The 23,718-nt window shown below is 43.7% G+C and carries 26 protein-coding genes and 1 other annotated feature; of the genes, 5 read left to right on the top strand and 21 right to left on the bottom strand.

Features of this window, described 5'->3' with window-relative positions:
- Window positions 1–107: 107 nt before the first annotated feature.
- From RL70_RS11055 to RL70_RS11010, 10 genes are all read right to left on the bottom strand, one after another.
- A complete protein-coding gene (locus tag RL70_RS11055; protein WP_039043451.1) occupies window positions 108–650 on the bottom strand; it encodes a histidine phosphatase family protein in 543 nt (180 codons plus the stop codon).
- A gap of 80 nt (window positions 651–730) precedes the next feature.
- Window positions 731–1,597 (bottom strand): dimethylarginine dimethylaminohydrolase family protein, encoded by an 867-nt coding sequence (locus RL70_RS11050; protein WP_052245924.1) that lies wholly within the window; start codon window positions 1,595–1,597, stop codon window positions 731–733.
- A gap of 175 nt (window positions 1,598–1,772) precedes the next feature.
- Window positions 1,773–3,116, bottom strand: a complete 1,344-nt coding sequence (locus RL70_RS11045; RefSeq protein ID WP_039043450.1) for a D-serine ammonia-lyase — start codon at window positions 3,114–3,116, stop codon at window positions 1,773–1,775.
- A gap of 29 nt (window positions 3,117–3,145) precedes the next feature.
- Entirely contained in the window at window positions 3,146–3,763 is a 618-nt protein-coding gene (locus RL70_RS11040) for a response regulator transcription factor (RefSeq protein WP_039043449.1), read from the bottom strand.
- A gap of 7 nt (window positions 3,764–3,770) precedes the next feature.
- A complete protein-coding gene (locus RL70_RS11035; RefSeq protein ID WP_082003393.1) occupies window positions 3,771–4,904 on the bottom strand; it encodes a sensor histidine kinase in 1,134 nt (377 codons plus the stop codon).
- Window positions 4,905–4,995: 91 nt separating this feature from the next.
- Window positions 4,996–6,048, bottom strand: a complete 1,053-nt coding sequence (locus tag RL70_RS11030; protein WP_039043447.1) for a fatty acid desaturase — start codon at window positions 6,046–6,048, stop codon at window positions 4,996–4,998.
- Between the two features lie 150 nt (window positions 6,049–6,198).
- Window positions 6,199–6,939, bottom strand: a complete 741-nt coding sequence (fabG, locus tag RL70_RS11025) for a 3-oxoacyl-ACP reductase FabG (RefSeq protein WP_039043446.1) — start codon at window positions 6,937–6,939, stop codon at window positions 6,199–6,201.
- Between the two features lie 94 nt (window positions 6,940–7,033).
- Window positions 7,034–7,360, bottom strand: a complete 327-nt coding sequence (ytxJ, locus tag RL70_RS11020; protein WP_039043445.1) for a bacillithiol system redox-active protein YtxJ — start codon at window positions 7,358–7,360, stop codon at window positions 7,034–7,036.
- A 15-nt stretch (window positions 7,361–7,375) separates the two neighbouring features.
- Window positions 7,376–8,986: an aminotransferase class V-fold PLP-dependent enzyme gene (locus tag RL70_RS11015; protein WP_052245923.1), complete on the bottom strand. Its 1,611-nt coding sequence runs from the start codon at window positions 8,984–8,986 to the stop codon at window positions 7,376–7,378.
- Window positions 8,983–9,549 (bottom strand): glycerol-3-phosphate acyltransferase, encoded by a 567-nt coding sequence (locus RL70_RS11010; RefSeq protein ID WP_052245922.1) that lies wholly within the window; start codon window positions 9,547–9,549, stop codon window positions 8,983–8,985. The genes RL70_RS11015 and RL70_RS11010 overlap by 4 nt, the downstream gene beginning before the upstream one ends.
- 103 nt (window positions 9,550–9,652) lie before the next feature.
- Between RL70_RS11010 and RL70_RS11005 the strand changes: the two genes are divergently transcribed.
- From RL70_RS11005 to RL70_RS10990, 4 genes are all read left to right on the top strand, one after another.
- Window positions 9,653–10,312 carry a phosphatase PAP2 family protein gene (locus RL70_RS11005; RefSeq protein ID WP_052245921.1) on the top strand — a complete coding sequence of 220 codons (660 nt, stop codon included), beginning with the start codon at window positions 9,653–9,655 and terminating at the stop codon, window positions 10,310–10,312.
- Between the two features lie 30 nt (window positions 10,313–10,342).
- Entirely contained in the window at window positions 10,343–10,672 is a 330-nt protein-coding gene (locus RL70_RS11000; RefSeq protein ID WP_039043444.1) for an MGMT family protein, read from the top strand.
- Window positions 10,673–10,715: 43 nt separating this feature from the next.
- A complete protein-coding gene (gene mscL / locus RL70_RS10995; RefSeq protein ID WP_052245920.1) occupies window positions 10,716–11,159 on the top strand; it encodes a large conductance mechanosensitive channel protein MscL in 444 nt (147 codons plus the stop codon).
- 330 nt (window positions 11,160–11,489) lie between these two features.
- Complete coding sequence (locus RL70_RS10990; protein ID WP_369795221.1) at window positions 11,490–11,864, top strand: VOC family protein; 375 nt, start codon at window positions 11,490–11,492, stop codon at window positions 11,862–11,864.
- 22 nt (window positions 11,865–11,886) lie between these two features.
- Here RL70_RS10990 and RL70_RS10985 read toward each other — a convergent pair whose 3' ends face one another.
- From RL70_RS10985 to RL70_RS10935, 11 genes are all read right to left on the bottom strand, one after another.
- Window positions 11,887–12,837 carry a hypothetical protein gene (locus tag RL70_RS10985; RefSeq protein ID WP_039043443.1) on the bottom strand — a complete coding sequence of 317 codons (951 nt, stop codon included), beginning with the start codon at window positions 12,835–12,837 and terminating at the stop codon, window positions 11,887–11,889.
- Between the two features lie 118 nt (window positions 12,838–12,955).
- Window positions 12,956–13,432, bottom strand: coding sequence for an acyl-CoA thioesterase (locus RL70_RS10980; protein WP_185736833.1), 477 nt, complete (start codon window positions 13,430–13,432; stop codon window positions 12,956–12,958).
- Between the two features lie 81 nt (window positions 13,433–13,513).
- A complete protein-coding gene (locus tag RL70_RS10975) occupies window positions 13,514–14,443 on the bottom strand; it encodes a C40 family peptidase (protein ID WP_052245919.1) in 930 nt (309 codons plus the stop codon).
- A 34-nt stretch (window positions 14,444–14,477) separates the two neighbouring features.
- Window positions 14,478–15,398 carry an LD-carboxypeptidase gene (locus tag RL70_RS10970; protein WP_039043441.1) on the bottom strand — a complete coding sequence of 307 codons (921 nt, stop codon included), beginning with the start codon at window positions 15,396–15,398 and terminating at the stop codon, window positions 14,478–14,480.
- A gap of 142 nt (window positions 15,399–15,540) precedes the next feature.
- Window positions 15,541–16,497: a DUF4003 family protein gene (locus tag RL70_RS10965; RefSeq protein WP_039043440.1), complete on the bottom strand. Its 957-nt coding sequence runs from the start codon at window positions 16,495–16,497 to the stop codon at window positions 15,541–15,543.
- Window positions 16,498–16,596: 99 nt separating this feature from the next.
- The gene (trpA, locus tag RL70_RS10960; RefSeq protein WP_039043439.1) at window positions 16,597–17,379 is read right to left on the bottom strand and encodes a tryptophan synthase subunit alpha; all 783 of its coding nucleotides are present in this window, start codon (window positions 17,377–17,379) and stop codon (window positions 16,597–16,599) included.
- Window positions 17,376–18,572 carry a tryptophan synthase subunit beta gene (gene trpB / locus RL70_RS10955; RefSeq protein WP_369795220.1) on the bottom strand — a complete coding sequence of 399 codons (1,197 nt, stop codon included), beginning with the start codon at window positions 18,570–18,572 and terminating at the stop codon, window positions 17,376–17,378. Before trpB ends, trpA begins: the two co-directional genes overlap by 4 nt.
- A 2-nt stretch (window positions 18,573–18,574) precedes the next feature.
- Complete coding sequence (locus tag RL70_RS10950; protein WP_039043438.1) at window positions 18,575–19,192, bottom strand: phosphoribosylanthranilate isomerase; 618 nt, start codon at window positions 19,190–19,192, stop codon at window positions 18,575–18,577.
- A complete protein-coding gene (gene trpC / locus RL70_RS10945) occupies window positions 19,189–19,980 on the bottom strand; it encodes an indole-3-glycerol phosphate synthase TrpC (protein ID WP_039043437.1) in 792 nt (263 codons plus the stop codon). The genes RL70_RS10950 and trpC overlap by 4 nt, the downstream gene beginning before the upstream one ends.
- Window positions 19,977–21,008 carry an anthranilate phosphoribosyltransferase gene (gene trpD / locus RL70_RS10940; RefSeq protein ID WP_052245918.1) on the bottom strand — a complete coding sequence of 344 codons (1,032 nt, stop codon included), beginning with the start codon at window positions 21,006–21,008 and terminating at the stop codon, window positions 19,977–19,979. Before trpD ends, trpC begins: the two co-directional genes overlap by 4 nt.
- A gap of 54 nt (window positions 21,009–21,062) precedes the next feature.
- Window positions 21,063–22,439, bottom strand: coding sequence for an anthranilate synthase component I family protein (locus RL70_RS10935; RefSeq protein WP_082003394.1), 1,377 nt, complete (start codon window positions 22,437–22,439; stop codon window positions 21,063–21,065).
- 75 nt (window positions 22,440–22,514) lie between these two features.
- Window positions 22,515–22,752: a binding site (T-box leader), on the bottom strand.
- A 214-nt stretch (window positions 22,753–22,966) separates the two neighbouring features.
- On the opposite strand from RL70_RS10935, the gene rluF reads away from it, so the two are divergent.
- Window positions 22,967–23,671 carry a 23S rRNA pseudouridine(2604) synthase RluF gene (gene rluF, locus RL70_RS10930; protein WP_039043436.1) on the top strand — a complete coding sequence of 235 codons (705 nt, stop codon included), beginning with the start codon at window positions 22,967–22,969 and terminating at the stop codon, window positions 23,669–23,671.
- Window positions 23,672–23,718: the final 47 nt, after the last annotated feature.

Below are 23,718 nucleotides of genomic sequence, written 5' to 3'. Positions count from 1 at the left end.
ACTCCCCATGCTTTATGAGCACTTTTCAGGATTCACTGCATCTTTTCCGATACTAAACAAACAAATTTAAGAGCGTCCACGAAAATTCTTGGACGCCCTCTTCTTGTTCACTCATGTTCCCACAAATGGGTGATTTGTGCACCCGCTTCAGTCAATCTCAATTCATAGACATCAGGATGCTTAACTGCTTGCCACTCTTCAAATCCAATACGCTCATTAAAACAGCGCATGAGCAACACAAGTAATAAGCTATGCGTAACTAATACCGTATGGTTAGTGTCTGGTAGTTCATCGATGACTTCACACGCTCGCTGTATCGCCTCGTTCGATGTCTCACCATCTTCATATGAGAGATTCAAATCTAAAAATGTATCTTCCACTTTCAATAACCAATCATCAAATACTTGTGAGCTCATTTGTCGCTCCGATAATCTACTATCTTCCTCAGTATGAATACCAAGTTTGTCTCCTATTTCGTTTGCAGTCTGCCTCGTCCGCATCAAAGGACTTGTAATAATTCGCTCAATTGGATAACGTTCTAAAAACTGTGCTAGTTCAGATACGTGTAGAATGCCTTCAGCTGTCAATGAATCTTGAGCGGTAAATCCTTCTGCCTCTCCATGATTTACAAGATAAATTACTTTCTCCATTGAAACCCCTCCTCATCGTTGAATCCCAATCGCAACAATTGGAAAAGCCGCTCCTCAAAAATAAGTAGCGGCTTTTCCAATTAATCGTTTCGTACTACTGGCATTGAACAGCAACGGAATGAGCCACCCGATTTAATAATTTCAGAGAAGTCGATTTCGATTACATCGAAACCTTTACTGCGCATCGCCGCATTGACCTGGGGATTCTGTGGCAGACTGAACAGCCGCCCGCTTCCAATTGACAATATATTCGTGCCCATCGTAAATTGTTCTTCTTTGTTAACTTCGATAAGATTGTACATCGACTCTAGGCTCTTACGCGTTTCCTCATCGAATGCTTCGGGAAAGTACAGTCCATCCCCAGGAGAGATCACGTTGAATACACAATCGAGATGCAAATACTTTTCATTGAACGGCACCCGGATAACTTCATGATCCGGGAGGCTTTGTTCTAAATGCAGCACAGACTCTTCACTCGTTCGGCTACTAATCCCTACAAACACACGGTTACGGTCTACAATCACATCTCCGCCTTCTACCCTGCTTTCTGACACCCGGAAAGGAATGTTTTCTTGTAGAAGCCAGTTTTGAAGAGCTACTTCTTCTCCTTTACGAATATCACTTGCCATATCAGCAAGAAATAACCGATCGCCAAGTGTAAATCCAATATCTCTGGTGAATACTTGCTCCGGATAGCGCTCTGAAGAAGGTAGTTTTATGACTTCCACATTATTTTCTTTCAGTTTTGCTTCAAATTCTTTATGTTGCTGCATCGCTTTCTCACGATCGATATTTTCATCTTTATATTTCTTTTGCACATCATTGATAATATCTTTAATCGCCATATATTTAGGTTCACACAAAACGACCCGACGTAAAGTATCGTATTCTGTTACACACTTTGCAACTGACATTTTAGAATAAGTTTGATCTTTCTGGTTGTCCATCTCTTGAGTAACAGGGGAGTTCATAATTGTTCATCCTCCAGATAAAGTTGTTAAGTATCTTTACTATTTATTCCCCTTGGCATGATCTTTCAAACGAATATGACGGCCTAATAACCATCCGTTTTTATGAATAAAAAACAGTTAACGTTTCAATTGAACGTTAACTGTCGATGAGTTATTCTGCACTTTTTGTCGATTTCCCGGGAAATAATTCGACATTTCCGCCTTCTTTATAATAATCTTCCATCACGTCTTCAGGTACCATTCCGCCACCAGTAGACCAGACAAGATGCCGCGCTTCACTCGATTTCGCATCTGCTACGCCTGAAGATACAGTGTGAAGTGCACCCATCATTCCTGCAAGTGCAGATGGCTCTGCATAAATGGACTCTGCATCTGCAAGCATGCGGAGCAATCCAAATAATGTATTGTCTTTCACGGTGTAAATCCCTTCAAGAAAAGGTTTCATGACATTTCCAACAAAACCTGACGGTCGACCTACTGCTAGTCCATCTGCAACTGTTTTGTTGTCTAGTCCTATTTCTTGTACACTAATTTTGTCGTGTAACTCTGTCATCATTCCAAGTAACATGCATGGTGAACTGACAGGCTCTGCAAAATAGCAATGTACGGCATCGCCAAAGGCCAACTTCAAACCAAACGCGACACCACCTGGTCCACCACCTACACCACATGGTAAATAGACAAACAGAGGATGCGCCTCATCTACCACGATTTCTTGTTCTGCAAGCTGTGCAGCAATACGTTCGCCTGCAACTGCATAACCGAGAAATAGGGCACGTGAATTTTCATCGTCCACAAAATGGCACATTGGATCCTGTTCAGCTTCACGACGTCCTTCTTCTACGGCTTTACTGTAGTCATCCTCGTATTCAATGACAGTAACCCCTTTGCTTCGGAGTAATTCCTTTTTCCAGAGTTTTGCATCGGCTGACATGTGAACAGTCACTTTGAATCCAAGTGCAGCACTCAAGATCCCAATGCTCAATCCAAGGTTACCCGTCGAGCCAACCGCAATTTTATGGGAAGCGAACAAATCTTTGAAATGTTGCTCTGAAAACTGACGATAATCCTGATCTTTCTTAAGAAGACGGTGTTCTACTGCTAACATTTCCGCATGTTTTAATACCTCATGAAACCCACCTCGTGCTTTAATGGATCCAGATACAGGTAACGCATTGTCTTGTTTGATGAGCAAGGTGCCTTCAAAATGGACGCCGGTCTCCTCGATTAGCCGCTCCTTCATCACTGGGATTTCGGTTAGGGGAGATTCAATGAGTCCCTCGGTGGCCTTCGTTTCTGGAAAAACATCTGCAAAAAATGGTGCAAATCGTTTCAGTCGATCCGATGCGTCTTTCACATCGGCTGACGTCAAAACTGATGTTTTGAGTGCTGACGCTATAGATGTAAGATGGGGATTCTTCCATAAAACCTCTTCTTTGTTTGCCATATGACTAATTAGTGGAAAATCAGTCGCCAATCTCTCCATTTTCTGCATAAATACCCTCCTATAAATGGCTTCACTAATTATTTCCCTTTGGACCAACCTTTTTCTTTGAAACGTTTCACAGCTTCAATTCGACTGCCCGCTGACATTTTGTCTAAGATAATGGAGATGTAATTCCTCACAGTTCCCGGTGTTAAGTGTAAGACGTTCGCAATTTGTTTCGTTGTTTTTCCGTCAGCAATCAATTCCAGTACTTCTGCTTCTCGTTCAGTCAACGGACTTTCAATTTCTCGATCTTCGCCATATGCAATGTCTACAAGTTCAGGCGCGTAAATGCGACGTCCCGCCATAATTGTCCGAATCGAGCTAACCAAATCTTCTATCGGGCTATCTTTTAGTAAATAGCCTCGAACACCCGCTTTTCGCGCTCTCTCAAAATAGCCAGCTCTAGCGAATGTAGTCAAAATCACAATTTTACACGGTTCAGCACGTAAATTTTCGGCCGCCTCTAGACCTGTTAGCACTGGCATTTCGATATCCATAATACAAATATCCGGATGTAATTCTTGAACAAGATTTACTGCCTCATCTCCGTTTCTAGCTTGCCCAACCACTTCCATATCATCTTCTAAACTGAGCAATGAGCCGAGTGCTCCTAGTAACATGCCTTGGTCCTCAGCTAACACAATCCGTATCATGTACCTCTCACTCCTTTACGATATGTCTTAAAATAGATGGGATCTCGAACGTCAATGCAGTTCCACCATCTTGTTCATTTTGGATATGAAGAATTCCATTCACAAAGTCCAGTCGCTCTCGCATCCCGTTCAAACCGTTACCAGGTAGAGCATCTGCGCCTTCTAATAATCCGATTCCATTATCCGCGACTGTAATAGAAAAATCCTCCGATACGGGATGAAATGTAATCGTACAACTAGATGCAAAGCTATGTTTGACTACATTCGTTACAGCTTCTTTCAAACACATACTCAAAACATTTTCCACTATTGGGGTAATTTCTTTATATGATGCCTCTCCTACGACAGTGAGTTCAATTTCAGCTGCACGCAGTACTTGCTGTACTCTGGTTAGTTCTTCGGAAAGACGCACTGCTCGCATATTGGAAACGAGTTCCCGTACCTCGTTGAGTGCAACACTCGCAGTTTGACGGATGTCCTGTAACTCTCGCGCAGCACGTTCAGGATCACGTGTAATCAGTTTTCCTACCAAATCACTTTTAAGTCCAATGAGCGACAGTTTTTGACCTAGCGTGTCATGAAGATCTCGTGCAATTCGTTGTCGCTCTGCTACCACAGTCAATTCAGATATTCGTTCTTGTGCATATACTAACTGACCTTCCAATTTCTCTTGCTTGTTACGATTGTACAAGTTGAAAGGAAGTAGAACAACACCAATTAACGTCAAGATCAAGAAGTGGACTTGCGGTAAAAACAAATCAATCTCGATGAAGAATCCTGCAACGATTGCACTGATTGTCAGCGCAATATGAATACCATACATTATGAAAAAGCCAACCGCCCGTCTGATGTTGCCAATGAAAAACGCTGTAAATAAAGCTAGGTATACGTAGCCGAACAACAACGTCAGTCCAATATTTATCGCCATTTCAAACGCAAGCCACATGTAAACAAATCCGCTTCGAGATTTGAACGAAAAACGATAACATAGTAAATATAAAAATACCATGGCAATCCCTATTGCGATATTAATGGGTTCAGACGTTCTGAAGATAAAGAAAAAGGGCAGAACGCAGAAAATGACCCAGATGTAGATGCTTAACCATGGATATCGAGGAAACAAATTGTACCAACTATTCATCTGCATCCCTCCCATTCCATTCCATTTCTCTTTAGTTTACCGGTTAAAAAGTAAAAAAGCCATCTCTTGATGAGATGGCCGGTAATCTGCATTATTTCGTGTCAAATGTAGTTTTCTTAGGTTTCAACTCGATGGAAACATTTTTTAGTTTCGCTGCTTTTTGAATCCCACGGAAGGTTACAAATGTTTTGTGCTCAGGGTCATACAGTTTATAACGCAGTGATTCCAAACTCTTTTTCATATCGATTGTCGTCGCTTGTTGAAGTGGTGGCGTCAATTCATGAGCCATCTCTAAATTATAGTTCGGAACTCTTGGAGCCAAGTGATGCACATGGTGAAACCCGATGTTACCAGTTGCCCATTGAAGGACTTTCGGTAGTTTGTAATACGAGCTACCTTCAACTGCTGCTTTCACATAATCCCATTCTGTTTCTTCCTCGAAATACGAATCTTCAAATGTGTGCTGGATGTAGAATAACCAAATGCCAAGTGCACCTGCTGTGAACATTGTAGCACCTTGAACAATAACGAACGCTTTCCAACCAACAAGCAAAATCATACCTGTATAAAGCACAACGAGACATACATTGATGAGGTACGTGTTCATCCGTTCTTTTTTTCGGGCATCTTTTCTATTGAATCTGCTGGAGATCAGGACGAGATACAACGGTCCAAATCCAAACATGACTAGTGGGTTCCGGTAGAAACGATACGCCAAACGTTGCCAAGAAGACGCTTCTTGATATTCCTGAATCGTCATGACCCAGATATCACCCACGCCGCGCTTGTCGAGATTAGAGCTTGTTGCATGGTGTATTGCATGCTCACGTTTCCACTTTTCATATGCGAACAACGTGAGAACTCCTGTAATCGTTCCTACAATGTCATTTGCTTTTTTGTTTTTAAAGAAAGAGCCATGTGTGCAATCATGGAAAATAATGAATGTCCGAACGACAAATCCTGATGCTACCACACAAATCGCTAGTGTTAACCATATGGATACAGACAACGCTTGATACGCGGCAAACCATAGAATAAGTAGCGGTGGTACGGTATTGACAAGTTGAATAATACTTTTCTTTAAATCTGACTTTGCAAATGGAGCAACATTTTTGTGTAGCTGTTTTGTTTTTTCTTTACTCATGACAGCCTCCCGATAAGCGGTCCGATTGCTCGGCCGTTACTTAGTACGTTAATCGTACAAGGAAACATTCCACTACAATAGGCATGAATGTCATGAGTATTCATATGTTAAGTGTCATATTTTGTGAATGTTTTCACAAGAATAAACAAATTATTTAAGCATCCCACCATCAACCTCAAGAACTGTTCCGTTGATGAACGATGCTTCATCGGAAGCTAAAAACAAGTACGCATTCGCTATGTCTTCTGAAGTACCAAAGCGTGGAAAAGGCGTCATCTGACGAATCTGAGCAATAATCTTTTCAGGAATTGTTTCTATCATTTCTGTCTCAATAAAACCTGGCGCCACTGCATTCACGGTGATGCCCTTCGGACCGAATTCTTTAGCCCAAGTCTTCGTCATTCCGATGATGGCTGCTTTTGATGCAGCATAATTGGCTTGCCCTACGTTTCCACCCGTACCTGCAATTGATGACGTGCTTACAATGCGTCCAGTACCTGCTTCGATCATACTTGGTAAAAAAGCTTTCGTACAATTGAACACTCCTGTAACGTTCACGTCAAGAACACGACGAAACGCACTTGCTTCCATTTTTAACGTCATTGCGTCCATTGTAATCCCTGCATTGTTGACAAGAATGTCGACCCTACCGAATTGCTCGATAATGGCAGCTGCAACACTATTTACCTCTTGCTCATTTGCTACATCTGCCTTAAAAAAAGCTGCATCATTTCCTTCAGCATGTAGTTGTTGAGCTATCGCTTCACCTGCCTGTTCATCAAAGTCGATGATGATAACTTGAGCACCTTGCTCACAAAAAATACGAGCGGCTGTCGCACCTATTCCTTTTGCTCCACCAGTGATTACAGCGGTTTTTCCTGATATTCGCAATCACAACGCCTTCTTCCTTTTAGACTCTCTAGTTACTCACATTTTACCATAGTTGAACAAAACAGGCACCGCTACTTGCGAGTGCCTGTTCGTTTTACCTATTTGCATGGACTGCGTTTTTCAAAGCCGATTGTTGGATATTATAATGCGATGCATACCAAACAGCCTTCCCGTTCTTTATGAGTATTGCTTGAGGGGACTCGTGCTTCACACCTGTATCCTCGGCAATTTTCCGCGAGACGTCTTTACTTGTTTGGACAATTACACAGTATTTTGGAACTTCGGTCTCAAAGTTTTGAAACTCCCGATAGCCTGCTGCACTTATAGGGCACGTCGTACTGTGCTTGACGATAAGTACAGGCTCATTACTAGACTGTTCTACTATCCCATTCCATTCTTCGGTTGTATGAAGTTCTTGCATGTAGATCCTCTCCTTTTAGTTATATATGCTAAATTCCCTTGTTTGTTCCCGATTAAACGACGTCAAACGCTTCAATACTTCTAAAAATCGGTTGATATCATCGTCACTCATTTCATTCATCGCAGCCAGTTGTAGCCAGTTTCGTTCTCGCAAGTACTTACTTTCGTAGTGCGTTCGGTAACCATTTAAAAACAAGTCTTCTCCTAACTGATGTGCAGACTCTTCCTCATTGAAGATGATAGTTAAAATTCCTGGGCTGGCAGATATTCCTTGCTCAAGGATTTGGTAGCCCATCCGTTCAATAGATGTTCGAAGAGTGTCGGAACGTTTACGAATGGTAGCATAATGGTTTTCAGGGTCACTCATTAGAGCGAAAACGGCTTTATCAAGCGCATGAAGAAGGTTTGAGGATTGTGTATAAGGTATCCCTTCTGTAGCGCTATAATTACCAAGATCCAGGTACCGTGGTATTTCCGAGTCAGGTTGTATGTCCTGTTCGTGAAATACAAGTGCCAATCCTGAAAAACTACCGAGACCTTTTCCACTAACGGATGACGCAAAGTCGACCCCTTCCAAGTTAATTGGAACAGTCCCCAGTGAACTTGCACAGTCGGCTGCAATGCGAACGTTACGCGCTAAACACACGTCACGAATGGCATCCAAATCGTTCAGTACACCGGTGGACGTCTCGCAGTGAACAAACCATATCCAGCTATACATATTGGAATCTAATACTGCTTCAATTTCTTCCATATCGAACAACTCTCCCCAAGCCCTTTCTAGAGAGGTAAATTCCAACCCGAACCGGCGGGCATGATCACACAAGCGAGCACCGAATTCCCCGTTGTTGAGAATGAGCCCCTTTCCAGGGAGACGCTTGAGCTGCGCGGCGACCACGTCATTTGCAAGTGTGCCTGTCCCTTGTAGAACTTGGACGTGACATGCTGCTGTCAATACTTTCAGCTGTTCCTGAACTGACATTAGTAAACGAGAGTATGCCGGTGAACGGTGAGAAATCGAATCCGTACATAACGCTTGTTGTACAGCTTTTGAAGTCGTAGTTGGTCCTGGTAAAAAGTTCAGTATCGGCTTTGCAATCCTTCCAGCGACACTCGTTTCGTACGTTTCCTTCGTGAGTATCATAGGAATAAAAGTTGCCTCTGCCGTTCCGGTGGGCTCAGCAAATGGCACAAATCCAAGTTGCCGATACAACTTCAACTCTCGAACAGTACCCGAAATGACCGCAGCATCATACCCTGCTTTCAAACACCAATTTACCAGTGCTTGCAACATGCCTAGGAAAGGACGCCCCGTTCGATATCGTGCTTCTATAGAAAGCAGTCTGATTTCCACAGGATATCGAGGGGGATTTGCAAGTTTTTCCTCCACGGGACCAATTTTCTTGTCCAGGGAGAATGGCCGGGTTGAGCGTACAGCAATCATTCCAATTACTTTTGAGTCTTTCATGCATAGTAAATATGTATTTGAGTTATGAAATTGATCCCTCAATCGTCTATCTTCATTTGGAAGATGCTGAGGAATTTCTTCAACGAACGTTTCATAATTCAGCTTATGGATTTGTTCTTCATCCTGTTTGGTCCTTGCCAATCTGTAAAAGTAGGTCATCTTGTTTTATTCCTTCCTATTGAGATTTGAAGATCTGCTCGATGTTTCCATAGCAACAGTCCAACTACGAGTAATGCGAGCAGAGTTACCTTCGCGTCATTTAACCAAATGCTACAAGGGACAATCGTTATCGTCGCGAACACACTGGCTGCTGTAAATTTCTTGATTGCCGGATACAAAACAGCGAAACCTAACAAAATAGCGAGGATCCATATCGGATTAAAGACAAGCACGCCACCGATGAACGTTGCGGCTCCTTTGCCCCCTTTAAAACGATGAACAATCGGATAACAATGACCAAGCATAACAGCCGCTAAAGCCAGCAATTCGATAACAGGTCGACCATCAATCCAAAATGCTATAAAAACGGCTAATGCCCCTTTACCCGCATCAAGTAAGAATACCAGCAAGAATGCTTTTTTACCGAATATCCTCCCTGTATTTCTTGCTCCCGGATTTCCACTCCCTTCAGCTAAAACGGTCTTCCCTGAACGTTTTCCGATTTGCAATGCCGGTAGAAAATTCCCTAGTAGATAAGACATCAGTGTTAGTAAAAAAATCATTCCACTACTCCATTTCTAGAAGTTTAACTATATTGCTTGCAATTCATAATCAGCTTAGTGAAAATTGGTGAGAGTGTACTTAGTATAGAAAGGTTTGAAATCCATGCGTGAATTATCAGGCCGATTGATAACGGCCCTCGTTTCCTGTCTCGTTCTTGCTGTGGTTTTTGGATATGTTGCTTTATCCATTGGAAATGGAAGCATTGTTCAATTTGATACAACAATTATTCATTTCGTTCAAGGTGCAGAAGCCCCTTGGCTAACTGAAGTGATGAAAGTATTTACGACAATCGGCTCAACAAAAGCCGTAATAGCTATCTCCGCGATTACTATGGGTTTATTACTATACTTTCGACAAAAAGCACAAACAATCCTGTTTCTTATCGTGATTGGGGGTACCGCTGCTCTGAACTTTGTGCTGAAGCTATTCTTCCAACGCACACGTCCAGACCTAAATCGGCTAATTGAAATTAGCGGCTACTCTTTCCCTAGTGGACATACGATGATGGCTACAAGTTTATACATCATTCTTGCATTTATTCTATGGAGAAATGCGAGAAAGCCAGGACGTATTCTGTACGTTATCAGTGCCATTTTCATGATTTCAATGATTTGTATCAGCCGCATATATCTCGGAGTCCATTACCCAAGCGATATTGTTGGTGGAATTTCAGCAAGTACATTTTGGTTACTGATTTCAACAAGTGTCTACTCCATATTCATGAATAACAGACAAGCTAACTCCCACTTATCCGTTCGCTGATCATCATGGTGCACACAAGGAGGACAATCCGTGAATCCATTCACTGAAAAAACGATACAAGCCATTCAATCCATTCCTCCAGGCTACGTCATGACATACGGACAAGTAGCAGCTGCTGCAGGAAATCGGCGGGGTGCGCGTCAAGTTGTACGCGTGCTCCACTCCATGAGTACAAGTCATAACCTTCCATGGCACCGGATTATCAATGCAAAAGGCGGGATTTCGACTCCGGCTAATGCAGAAGAAAAAGGGAATCGACAGCGCCAGCTATTGGAATCCGAAGGTGTCCATTTTCTTTCTAATGGCACAATCGATTTAGCAATCTATAGATGGTTTGGTTTTGATGGTGAGGAGGAATAAATGAACGTAAGAATGTATTTATATAAAGAAAGGTGCATCTACTATGTGGAAAGACTTTAAAGAATTTGCGTTCAAAGGGAATATCTTTGACTTAGCTATTGCAGTCGTCATTGGTGCTGCGTTCGGAAAAATTGTTACATCACTTGTCGAAAACATTATTACTCCTTTAATCGGACTAATTTCTGGTGGGATCGATTTATCTAAGGAAAAAGCGAAGATCCCAGGGACGGAAACAATCATTACATACGGGGCCTTCATCCAATCCATAATCGATTTCCTAATCATTGCTTTTTCAATCTTCATGGTCATTCGATTACTCGCGAAGTTTAAGAAGAAGGAAGTCGAACAACCTGCAGAAACTCCATCAATCGATGCAAAAGAGGAACTGCTGAAAGAGATTCGCGACTTACTACAAGCTCAGCAATCGGCAACAATCGAAACGACAACTGTGGACAGGCACTTACCACCAAGTGATTCCTCTGAGTAATATGAAATAGATCTCTCCTACTTTCCTAGGTAAAATGACATTGCTGAAAACCACCTAGCATGGTACAGTAATGGCATGACATGGTAAAGGAGGGGCTTCTTCATGTGGTTCATTTATATTATGTTTGCGCTGTTTGCGTTTGTTCTAGTTGGAAGTGTTGCAGGAGTAGCGCTATCATACAAAAATCATAACTAATTTCTCCAACCACTTCTTAATTGAAGTGGTTTTTTATATGTAAGCTCAGTCATTGGATAAACCGAATATAAGTCATAGATTATTCCAACTATTCAACTCACATGTGGGACGGTATAGTGAATGAAAGGAGATGTGATGACGATGAAACCCATTTTTAAAGGAATCGACCATATTCAAATTGCAGCACCTCCAGGTTCAGAAGAAAAAGCACGAGCATTTTATGGAAAGCTGCTAGGTATGCAGGAAATTGAGAAACCTGAAAATTTGAAAGCCCGTGGTGGATGTTGGTTTCAATGTGGTGCACAAGAAGTTCATATTGGCATTCAGCCTGATTTCGTCCCAGCAAAAAAAGCACATCCGGGTTTTACGGTAAATAACCTTACTGTGCTAAAAAGTCAGTTGAAAGATGCAGCTTGCCTAATCAGTGAAGAGCCACCAATTGCAGGACGAGCTCGTTTTTTCACCCACGATCCTTTTGGCAATCGTATTGAATTCCTGGAATACGTGTAAATGTTTGCTAATCCACCTGTTTTCATGACAATAGAATACTCTTCTCCTCTGCATCAAGGGAATCGAGTTCAGCCTCTGCCTCCTCCAACTTCCGGTTCAGTTGGGCTTGGATAAGTCGAACGTCTTGGAGCACGCCGTTTAACTTGCTCTTTCCTTCTGTAATGCGTGAGTGGACTGCAAAATCCGAAAAGATATTATCAAAAAACAGGTCTGTAAATGTGAAGATATCGTTTTTATTCACTTGGAAAGATGCAGTCGCAGCTTCTTGGACGTCCGATAGTTCTGTTTCATAGTGACGCAATGCTCGCTGAGCTTGATGAACGAGGTCATCGGAACTATTCACTTCCGAGTACTTTAATGCCGAAACGAGTAGCCCACCGCCAAGAAACGTATCCCACATCGACAGACCTTCTGCATTGTTCAATTTGTCAATGGCACGATCAAGTGCTCGTACTGCTTTTTCTCCCGCTTCACGTGCTTCTTTCACCTCGCGGATCATTGCCCGCACCCGGACTCTATCATCAGCAATTTTTTGTAAAGTAGCTTGCGATGCAGAGTCATTCTGTCGAATCCAGAGTTCTTTTTCTTGCAAGAATTCGTCCCAATCTTCTTGAAGATGCACATAATTGGGGCTAAGGGATGCTTCTTTTAACAAAGCCACTTCCTCTGTTAAATCCTCTACATGCTTTTGAGCCTCATTAAAAGAGACTTCTGCTGCCGCAGCTTCTGCAATTTCCTTTTCCATTTGCTGATCCCATGATCCCGTTAGTTCTTTGAGTTTATTTAAAAACGAAAACTTACCAAGTCTCATGACATCCCGCTGCTCTTTTGTTAGTTGCTGTTCCAATCTATTCCTTTCTGAAGTCGCTGATTGCAATCGCTGTTCAGCATCCGTCAGTCTTCTGCTGATCCGATTCGATTCGTTTTTTAATAGGGTAAGCGCCATTTGACGCTCTTGCATCGTTTCTTTCATTGTCAAAATCCCCCTTTTCCTATATATACGGATTCTTTTGGAAGAAGGTTTCATTGTTATTGGGAGTCTTACTAGAAGACACTAAAAAACGACCGCTGGATAATAGCGGTCGCTCTCATTAGTGTGCCATTTGAATTCGTTGTTTACGGTGAAGGCGTCGTGCTGGAGCAGTTTCAAACAATCGTTTTTCGCCTTCGCTCTCTGGAATCACGCTAGGTACAGGTGTTGGGCGATTATCAGGTCCAACCGCCACCATCGTCAAGAATGATTCAGTTGTAAGTTTGCGTTCGTTCGTCAATAAGTTTGATGAATGCACCATAACGAATACTTCCATTGACGTACGACCCGTTGATGTGATATTTGCTTCTAGCTCTAAAACATCTCCAACGACCGCAGATGACAAAAAGTCCACTGAGTCGATGGACGCTGTTACAACTGGCATTTGTGCGTGCTTCATCGCCGTAATTGCTGCAATTTCATCTATATAAGCGAGGACTTTACCACCAAAAATTGTTTCCATATGATTGGCATCTGGAGGAAGTACCAACTTTGTCTGAATTGTTCTCGATTCGCTCATTTTTCGTGATTCGATCATTTCTATCTTCCTTTCCTTGACCGCTGTCGGTTAGTACGCATTTATTATACACGTAAGCAAATTCTCTCACAGGATTCCTGCCTATTCACTATATCGCCGAACCGTACATAGTCGTTGAGCATAGGACGTTTCTGAGAGAACACACAACTCTACGGCACCCTTTTTGCTCGAAGTCGCGTGAATCATCTGTCCCTCTCCATAGTAAAATCCAACGTGGTCCACATGACCAGATTGTTCATCCGCAAAAAATAATAGGTCTCCTCGCTTCCACACTTTCGGGTCATCCAGTGGAATCCCTTCCCCTTCAACCGCCTGATCACTCGCATCCCTTGAGATGAACAGCCCACATGCTTTGAACATGTTATATGTCAATCCGGAACAATCATACCCATACGAAGACATACCACCCCAGAAATACGGCAAATCGAGAAATTCCACTGCCCGTTCTGCCGCTGATGCTGCAGAGTGTTTTTTTAAATGATGAACAGACGAAGCCACACAAACGTCTTGCTTCCGCACAAGCCGGTCACCGTCAGGAGTCTCAACGAAAATCCATTCTCCTTCTTCCTTAAGCATTGGTAATATCGTATTGAACGGGACAACTAATTGTGCCGGAGTACGATCCAAATACCAAAGCTGACACTTCGGAACATCAACTCGTATAACTCCTTCGGGATCGGTCAATGGTTCTAATTCCTTCAATTGCGCGAGCGGAACCCATCCCGGATATCCACGATCATCTTTCGTAGTACGCTGCCAAACCGCAATGATGCTAGCCCAGCCGTTTTGGACAGACTCCACAATCACCGGCTCTCCGAAAATGAGCTGACTCTGAATACGCTTCTCTTTGCACAACGCAAAACGCTCTTCTAACGTCATCGCTGCAATCCATCGGTTCATACTTAACGGATTCACTATACCTGCTTCATCCAGTTCTCTACTAGATTCAGGCGTTGTCCAGATTGTCGCGACCGGTACTGCACATGAATACATTGACTTCATCTGCTCCATTGTCATCGATCCCCTTTCCCGTTTGAACTGCTACTCACTCGACGCCCGGTAAAATTGTCAATGTTTTCTGGTCCGCGTCCAGTCGGGCGTTCGAGCCCAGTGGGACTGCAAAATGCGGCTCACAATGTCCAATCTTAAAACCACTCACAACTGGCTTCCCAAGATCCGCTGTATAATGGCGTAATACCTCATCAAGCGTTAAAGAGATTTCCTTTTTCGGTTCAGCTTTTGCAAAGTCTCCAATGACGATACCCGCTGCATCCGAAAACTTGCCGGCAAGTCGCAGCTGGTTCAGCAAGTTATCGACACGGTACGGTTCTTCTCCCACATCTTCAATAAGGAGCAGTTTACCTTTTGTATTAATCTCAAACTTCGTTCCAATACCACTAGCAAGTAATGACAAGTTCCCACCTGTCAGTTCACCAGATGCAACACCAGGAGAAAGTGTTTCCAACGGACTAATCGCTTCAGAGTAATGCAATTCCATCGGTTCGAAAAGCTGTCGGAACATTTTTGCGGATAGGTCGTGAAACGTCTCTTTTCCTACACATGAGGCAAGCATCGGTCCGTGAAACGTTATAAGATCCGTATAGTTTGCGATAGCCGTGTGAAGGAAGGTGATATCGCTGAACCCCCAAAACACTTTAGGATTTTCTTGAATGAGCTGGTAATCCAGTCGATCAGCGAAGCGCGCAGATCCGTAGCCCCCACCTGCACAAATAATACCCGCAATTTCCGGATCAGCGAACATCTCTTCTAAATCCGCTAGACGGCCTTCATCTGTTCCTGCAAGATATCCATTGACGTCTTTCACATGGTTCCCTAGTTTCCACTTCAATCCCAAACTTTCTAAAAATGCAAACGAACGGGTTAAACTTTCCTGATTGGGCGGACTCGCTGGTGCAACGATGCCAATTGTATCTCCGACCTTCAATCGTTTAGGTGCTATTTTCAACAGGTTTCCTCCTCACAATTTTCGCTATTTCTTTAAGTCTATCACACAATGTGCCGCGTGAAGAATGAGACCGATTTCCACATGAATTGCAAACAAAAAACCCAGTAAACTAAGCTGCTGGGTCTGTTAGCTATGTAGTAAATCATGAGAGTGCTGATGTGGTTGTGGAGGCAATCGTTGCGATGGTTTCAGCCATAATGGCTTGCTGGATAAGAACATTCAATTCTTTTGAAAAACCGTGGACTTCATTATTTTCTATCACTTGGCGCAAAAAATAGCCAGAAGCGAATGAAAATGCCAACGTTTTATGCCACTTAAACAACTCTCCTTTAGCGATAAAGTTCGAGAATCCAATCAGCTCTTCAACTAGGTTATCCTCACATCCAAGAATGGCTAAGAATCCTATGACCGGGTAATGCATCGGTTTTAAATTGACACGCTTACGAATATGGGACAACAGTTGCTCTGCACGAATCACTCTCTCTTTTTTATATGAACAACAATCCATTGTTAATACTTGGGTTAACCATTGGAGCTCATTACCTGACTTAAACCCAACTTTGTTCAATTCGTCAAAATAACGGCGCATGATTGCGGCTTGTTCAACTGGATCGTTGTTTGCTTTGCCTAACAGCATCGCATATGAATAATCCTCGTCTGAAGTCAGTAGAAAATGCTGTTTTTTCATGGCATCATATAACCGCTTCGCTTGTTTGGCTTCAGCTTTGAAGGTTGCGGGATCAGATGTCATCAGCATAGCCGCTAAATAGGAATGCACGGTATTTTTAAACCCCGTCTTTCGAACCGTCTGTTGCTTCGTGAACAATAGCTGTACAGCGTCGTCCGCTGATAGCGTGGGACTGTCCAAAAAAGAAGTGAGCATCGGTAAAAAATCCCCTTTGACTGGCGATAACCATCCACTCCTATTTTTTAACGCATCCATCGTGCGTAAAAAACTTTCTGGATTAAAGTCTTTTTGCGAGAGCACATAGTACACTGCAATAGTGAGAACTGTTTTTTCATCCACAGACCAACCTGCTAAAGATGTCACTTTCTTATGTGTCCATTCCATTTCTGATTTAACGACTTCCCAATCCATCCCGCATACCTCCCTTCATCATTTATACGATTTCTATAGGAAAAAGTTTCAAGTTCATGCACAATTGACTAAATGTACTTATGCGGTAACTGGGTCATGTCACTGGCTAACCGCTGTTCGACTCGCTTCTATAAGGGATTGTATCTTCTCAAGATTTTCTTCATGAAACGCCGTAACGATTGCACTTCCAACAATCACACCATCCGCAATCGAACTGAAATGACGAACTTGCTCTGGCGTGGAAATTCCAAAACCAGCAAGCACAGGCACATTCGATACACCTTTCAAGACCGTTAAATGATCCATCAAATCTGAAGCAAAGCTACTCCTAACACCTGTAATCCCATTCACCGTCACCGCATAGACAAAGCCTTCTGCTTTCCGTGCATTTTTTTCAATACGCTCTAGAGAACTCGTTAACGATATCAGGGGCACGAGTGCAATATCCTTACCAATGAGTGCATCTGATAGTAATCCACGTTCCTCATGCGGCAAATCTGGGATGATTAATCCTTTAACGCCTGCTCGTTTACAGTCCTCAACAAATTCTGATACCCCATAAGCTAGAACCGGATTTAAATAAGTCATGACAACTAGAGGAATCGAATGTAACTGTGCTTGCAATTCACTCATCACTTTCCGTAACGTAACACCTCTTTTTAGCGCCCGACTTCCCGCCTCTTGGATCACTTCTCCATCTGCAACTGGATCAGAAAAGGGTATGCCAATCTCAATTGCATCGGCTCCTGCTTCTTCGAGGAAAGAAATGCGTTCATGGAGCATATCTAGCCCGCCATCCCCTGCCATCATGTATGGGATGAATGCCGACTGACCTTTTTCATTTCGTTTACGGATGGCCATTGTCAATGTAAATTCATTCATTGAACGCCACCTCCTAACGCATCGCGCACCGTCTGCACGTCTTTATCTCCTCTTCCTGACAGACAAACGACAAGAATTTCATCAGGATGCATCTCTTTTGCCAAACCGAAGGCAAAATGGATGGCATGTGCACTTTCAAGCGCTGGAATGATTCCTTCTTTTTGCGCAAGCAACTGTACACCTTCAAGCGCTTCAGCGTCAGTTACAGACGTATAGTGTACCCGACCAATATCATGGAGATGACAATGCTCTGGACCGACTGCAGGGTAATCGAGTCCCGCAGAAATCGAATGCGCTTCTTGGATGAACCCATCTTCATCTTGCAACACGTACATATATGCCCCGTGCAACACACCTTCTTTCGCTTCAGCAATGGCAGCTGCATGTTGTCCAGTCGAAATCCCTCCGCCCGCTGCTTCTACGCCATACAAAGCGACGTTCTCATCTTCTACAAATGGATGAAACATCCCAATCGCATTACTTCCACCGCCGATACAGGCAACCACTGCATCAGGAAGTCGCCCTTCTTTCTCTACAATCTGACGCTTCGTCTCTTGGCCGATTACTTGCTGGAAATCCCTCACGATTTTAGGGAATGGATGTGGTCCAAGTGCAGAACCGAGAATATAATGCGTGTCTTCCACATGTGCAACCCAGTATCGTAATGCCTCATTAACTGCATCTTTCAGCGTACCAGCGCCTTTGTCGACCGACTCGACTCGCGTACCAAGTAGCTCCATACGGAATACATTTAATTCCTGACGACGGATATCTTCTTTCCCCATGAAGACTACACATTCCAACCCGAGTAATGCGCAAGCTGTAGCAGTTGCTACGCCGTGCTGACCTGCTCCCGTCTCCGCCACAATTTTACGTTTCCCCATACGCTTCGCAAGTAATGCTTGGCCGAGTGCGTTGTTGATCTTATGAGCACCTGTATGGTTCAAGTCTTCACGCTTTAAGTAAATTCTCGCACCGCCTGCAGCTTCTGTAAGACGTTCAGCGAAATATAATGGATTTTCTCTTCCCACGAAATCTTTCAAATAACCATTCAGTTGTTCAATAAACTCTTGGTCTGCAAGTGCAGAATCATGCGCTTCCTCCAGTTCCGATAACGCACCCATCAATGTCTCAGGGACGTACTGCCCGCCAAATCTTCCATACCTTCCTTTACCCTCTACTGTCTGAATCATGCTCATCTCTCCTCATTTTTCAGCTTAACCGTTTTGATGAATTCTCGGATTAGCTGCTCGTCTTTTCTCTTCTCAATCTCAACACCACTCGAAATATCCACCATTACCGGGTTTACTTGCCGAATCGCTTCACCTACATTTTTAGCATTTAAGCCTCCCGCTAATATGAATGGACGCTCCAGAAATCCTGTTTCCTTCAGGATATCCCAGTTGAAAGTTTTTCCGCTGCCCCCTTTAAATTCAACACCTGGCGCGTCAAATAATGGTGTTGCGTTATAGGCAGACGCCCTCTTGGCATCGTCCGAATCCTTAATTGAAAATGCTTTAAAGGCAGGCAGACCGACTTTTTCGATGAATTCAGGAGTTTCCTCTCCATGGTATTGCACAATGTCTAGTGGAACTGTTTCATAGATTTCTTGAATCTCATTCTGAGTTGCATTGACAAACACGCCTACTTTCAGCACGGATTGCGGGATATGAACTGCCAGTTCTGCAGCCTGGTCTGCGGTCACTTGTCTGCGCGACGGGGCGAAAACAAAACCAATGGCATCAGCTCCTGCATCCACTGCCACTCGCACATGCCGCGCTTCCGTGAGTCCGCATATCTTCACCTTTGTCATTGGCCACTCACCTCAAGATCCACTTGAAGGGAGCGAATTGCCTGATCAGGTGACTTACTTCTCATAATGGTTTCACCGACCAACACAGCTCTTGCACCCGTTTTAGACACGCGTTGTGCATCAGCTATCCCTCCGATTCCACTTTCACTAATGAGGACTCTACCTGATTCAAATGGGAAAACCGAAGCGATTTCCTCAGTCTTCTCAAGGTCAACTTGAAATGTCCGTAAATCTCTATTATTTACTCCAACCAGCTGTGCACCTGCTTCTAAAGCACGATTTAACTCGACAGCATCATGAACTTCGACCAACACTTCCAATCCAAGTGAGGTTGCATAGACATGCAGTGCTTTCAACTCCGCATCGGGCAACGCTGCAACAATTAGCAATATAACGGATGCCCCTGCAGCTAGCGCACAATCGATTTGAATGGGATGAATGATGAAATCTTTACAAAGCACGGGGATATGAACCGCTTCCGCCACCATCTTCAAATCTTTAAATGACCCTTTAAAAAATGGCGTATCTGTCAAAACAGAAACACATGCAGCGCCTGATTGTTCGTATATCCGAGCTTGTTGGACAGGGTTTACGGTTTCTTGAATAACTCCTTTCGATGGCGATGCCCGTTTTATTTCCGCAATCACTTGCAACTGATTCGAGTTTTTAATGATATCCAGTAACGAGGGACGCGCTACGATTGTTTGAGTCGGTCGAACATTTGGTTCTGCTAACATTCGGGAAACTTCTTGTTCCTTCTTGCGCAAAATATCATCCAGAATGGTCATAACACCACCACCCTATCAGAGCACTGTGCACAAAAGGCAGCCACTTCTTCTAATTTTTGTTTGGCTCTTCCTGTAAGAATGCTATCTTCAGCAAGTCGAACTCCCTCTTGAACAGTTCTAACGATACCTTCTGTAAATAATCCAATGCCTGCGTTGAGGGCAACTGTATCAAACTGCGGTCCACGCTGTCCCTCCATAATTGAACGAATTATCGCAGCATTACACGTTGCATCGCCACCCCGGATTGCTTCCAGACCAGCTGGCTGCAGCCCGACATCTTCGGCTGTTAACGTAAACGGAATCAGGTCACCGCGATCTGCAAGAACGAGTGTATTTCTGCCTGCAAGCGTTGCTTCGTCAGGACCTCCTGCACCCGCGACAACTACAGCCCGCTTCCTGCCTAGCATATTTAGAACAGAGGCATACTCCATAACGAATTCTTTCCGATTAATGCCCGTGTATTGTGCATGAAGTGGAATGGGGTTTGTCAAAGGACCGACTAGGTTAAAGATTGTCGGACTGCCAATTTGTTTGCGTATCGCTCCAATTCGTTTCATCTTCGGATGCACGTTCGGCGCGAACAGGAATGCAATGCCACACTGCTCCATCATGGCCGTCGTTTCTCCTACTGTAAGGTCATTTCGTATTCCCAGCTCTTCGAGTACATCATGGCTTCCAGCAGCACTAGAAATCTTCCGGTTGCCGTGTTTTGCAACGCGGACTCCGGATGCTGCCATGACGAACGCTGATGCAGTACTGATATTGAAACTGTTTGAACCGTCTCCTCCTGTTCCGCAGTTATCCACATATGAGCCTCTGGGAAATTCTGGACGAATTGCATTGTCAGACATGACAGAAGCTAATGCCGCCACTTCATCTGCAGTTTCTCCCTTTTGTGCGAGAGATTTAAGAAAAGTGGCAATCTCCTTCTCATCTGTACCGTCATTCAACAACAAACCTGCAGCACCTTCCATCTCCTGAAACGTAAAATTACGCTTTGCTTGAACGGCTTGTATGTAGCTCTTCATAACTAATCTCTCCTCTTCTCTACTGTTCTCGTCTCTTTTTTCGTCTTTACTATTCTAGTGTTTTTCCTGCATTAGACTTGTTAGCGATTTGGCTTTATTGACTGTCTCCATGAATTCCGAATGTGGATTGGACGCTTCAACAATTCCGGCGCCTGACTGGACACTTACAACGCCGTCTTTCACGACCATTGTACGGATTGTAAGGGCAAAATCGATATTACCGTTCAAGCCGATATATCCGATTGCCCCGCCGTAGATTCCTCTTGGTTCTGGCTCTAGTTCATTAATCATCGTCATCGCTACAGGCTTTGGACTGCCAGTGACTGTTCCCGCTGGCAAACTCGTTTTTAGAGCATCTAACGCGTGCAATCCTGGTGCAAGTTTGCCTGCTACTTCAGATACAAGATGCATCACATGTTCATATCTAACCGTTTCTTGATACGCCGTTACTTCAACACTTTCAGGATCACAGAACTGCTTCATTTCACTTTGACTCAGTTCAACTAGCATGTCATGTTCCGATAACTCTTTTGGATCTGCACGCAGCGCTTGTTCCAGCTTCTCATCTTCTGCCATAGTAATCCCCCGCTTACGCGTTCCTGCAATCGGATTCGTTTGTACACGCCCTTCTTGGACACGTACTAGACTTTCAGGAGATGCACCAATAACAAGGTGATCATCAAATTCCATATAATACATATAAGGTGATGGATTCCGTTCACGCAGTAGTCGATACAGCTGGAAAGGATCTCCTTCAATATCGGCTACTAATTTACGGGATAGGACGACTTGCTCTGCTTTTCCTTGCCGTATGTCATTGATTATGTGTTGGACATTCGCTTCAAATTCTTGTTGGGATACATTGCTTCGATATTCGGATACCTTCACATCTGTTTCAACATCTGCAACACCCGTTCCAAGCGTTGCAACAAGTTCATCCAAATCAGGTGCCTGATGGGTAGGATGAATTTCTGTATGCAACAATGTCACTTCCTCTATCTGGTGGTCATATATGACGATTGTGTCGTAAATATTAAAGGTTGCACTCGGGAAATCCGGGTTTGCTCCGTACATCTCTGTTCTGCCCGCATCGTACCCGAAATAGCCTACAGCTCCGCCAGTAAACGGGAAGTCACTATCGTCCGTCACCCTCGGCATAAGCCGCTTCAGTAGTGTGAACAACTCTCCTTCATGAACAAACGAAGAGCCGTCCATGTAATTGGTTTCTTCTACACCATCCCGATGTCCTTTGTACGCTTTCAAAGGATTAGCGCCTATGAAGGAATAACGGCCATTTTTCGTATGGCCTGAAGAACTTTCCAACAAAAATTTATGTGTGCCTTGCATTCTTTGAAAAAGCAAAGTAGGTGTTAAAGTTTCTCCATTAAACCGTTTAGCGGTTACTCGTAATCCCATTTTCTCGATTGTCATTCGATTCTCTCCCATCTCATATAAGTTCTCGAAAACGACAAAAAGCCCCCTGCATCCAGACAGTTAAGTCCGATTGCAGAGGACGGAAAAATCCGCGTTGCCACCTCAATTGGAATACAGACGTATCCCCACTTCGTGTGCTTTAATCAGCACTTCCCATAACGCGGGAATGGCGTCCTTGAAAAACCTGTAACAGTTTTTCATTAGGCTCTCATAAGTCCATTCACACCACAAGACAGGTCGGTTTCCACCATCCACCGACTCTCTGGATCTGCCTAACGCGGTGCTACTCTTCTTATTTCAATGATTTCTCAGCTATGCTCTTCTCGTCTCATCTCTGCTCTCCGTGGGCGGTGTCGCTCCCGACACCAACTACCCATCTGAAAGGTGTAACCAATCTTACAACCTATCATTCCTCATGTCAATCATTATCTTTTCTGACAACTACATTTTATTTTAGAAGCTTTGATTGGCAGCTGAAAAGGAGCTACAATAAGAAAAACGGTAATCAGACAAGGTGGGACCTCATGCGTATTAACAAATTTCTAAGTGAAGCAGGAATTACTTCACGGCGCGGTGCTGACAAATGGATAGAAGCAGGACGTGTAGTCATTAATGGGACAACCGCAGAACTTGGCAGTAAAGTCGAAGACGGTGATCTCGTTGAAGTAGATGGTAAACCGGTATCTGTTGAAGAACAACTCGTCTATCTGATGTTGAACAAGCCTGTCGGAATCACAAGTACAACGGAACATCATGTCCATGGAAATGTCGTCGATTTTGTAAATCATCCCTTGCGCATCTTCCATATCGGCCGGTTAGATAAAGATTCAGACGGCTTGCTACTACTTACGAATGACGGCGACATTGTAAATGAAATCTTGCGTGAAGAACACGGTCACGAAAAAGAGTATATCGTAACAGTGGATCGTCCGATTACAGATCAATTCATTCGTGAGATGGAACAAGGAGTACCCATTCTCGATACAGTAACCAAGCCTTGTAAAGTTCGAAAGCTAGGATCTCGGAAGTTCAACATTACGCTAACACAAGGGTTGAATCGCCAAATTCGCCGCATGTGTACGGCACTTGGCTATAATGTCGTCAGTTTGCGTAGAATGCGTATTATGAACCTGACACTCGGAAATCTGCCAGTTGGTCAGTGGCGTGATTTAACAGACTCGGAGCGAAATGGCCTTTTCAAGGAACTGAACTATACGCCTAAACGATGAAAAACCTCTATCCCGTACAGTCGGGATTGGGCTAACCTAAATTAATG

Origin of the sequence: Sporosarcina sp. ZBG7A (genome assembly GCF_000813425.1) — a bacterium.
Classification (GTDB): domain Bacteria; phylum Bacillota; class Bacilli; order Bacillales_A; family Planococcaceae; genus Sporosarcina.
This window is presented reverse-complemented; position numbering and strand designations above follow the sequence as displayed.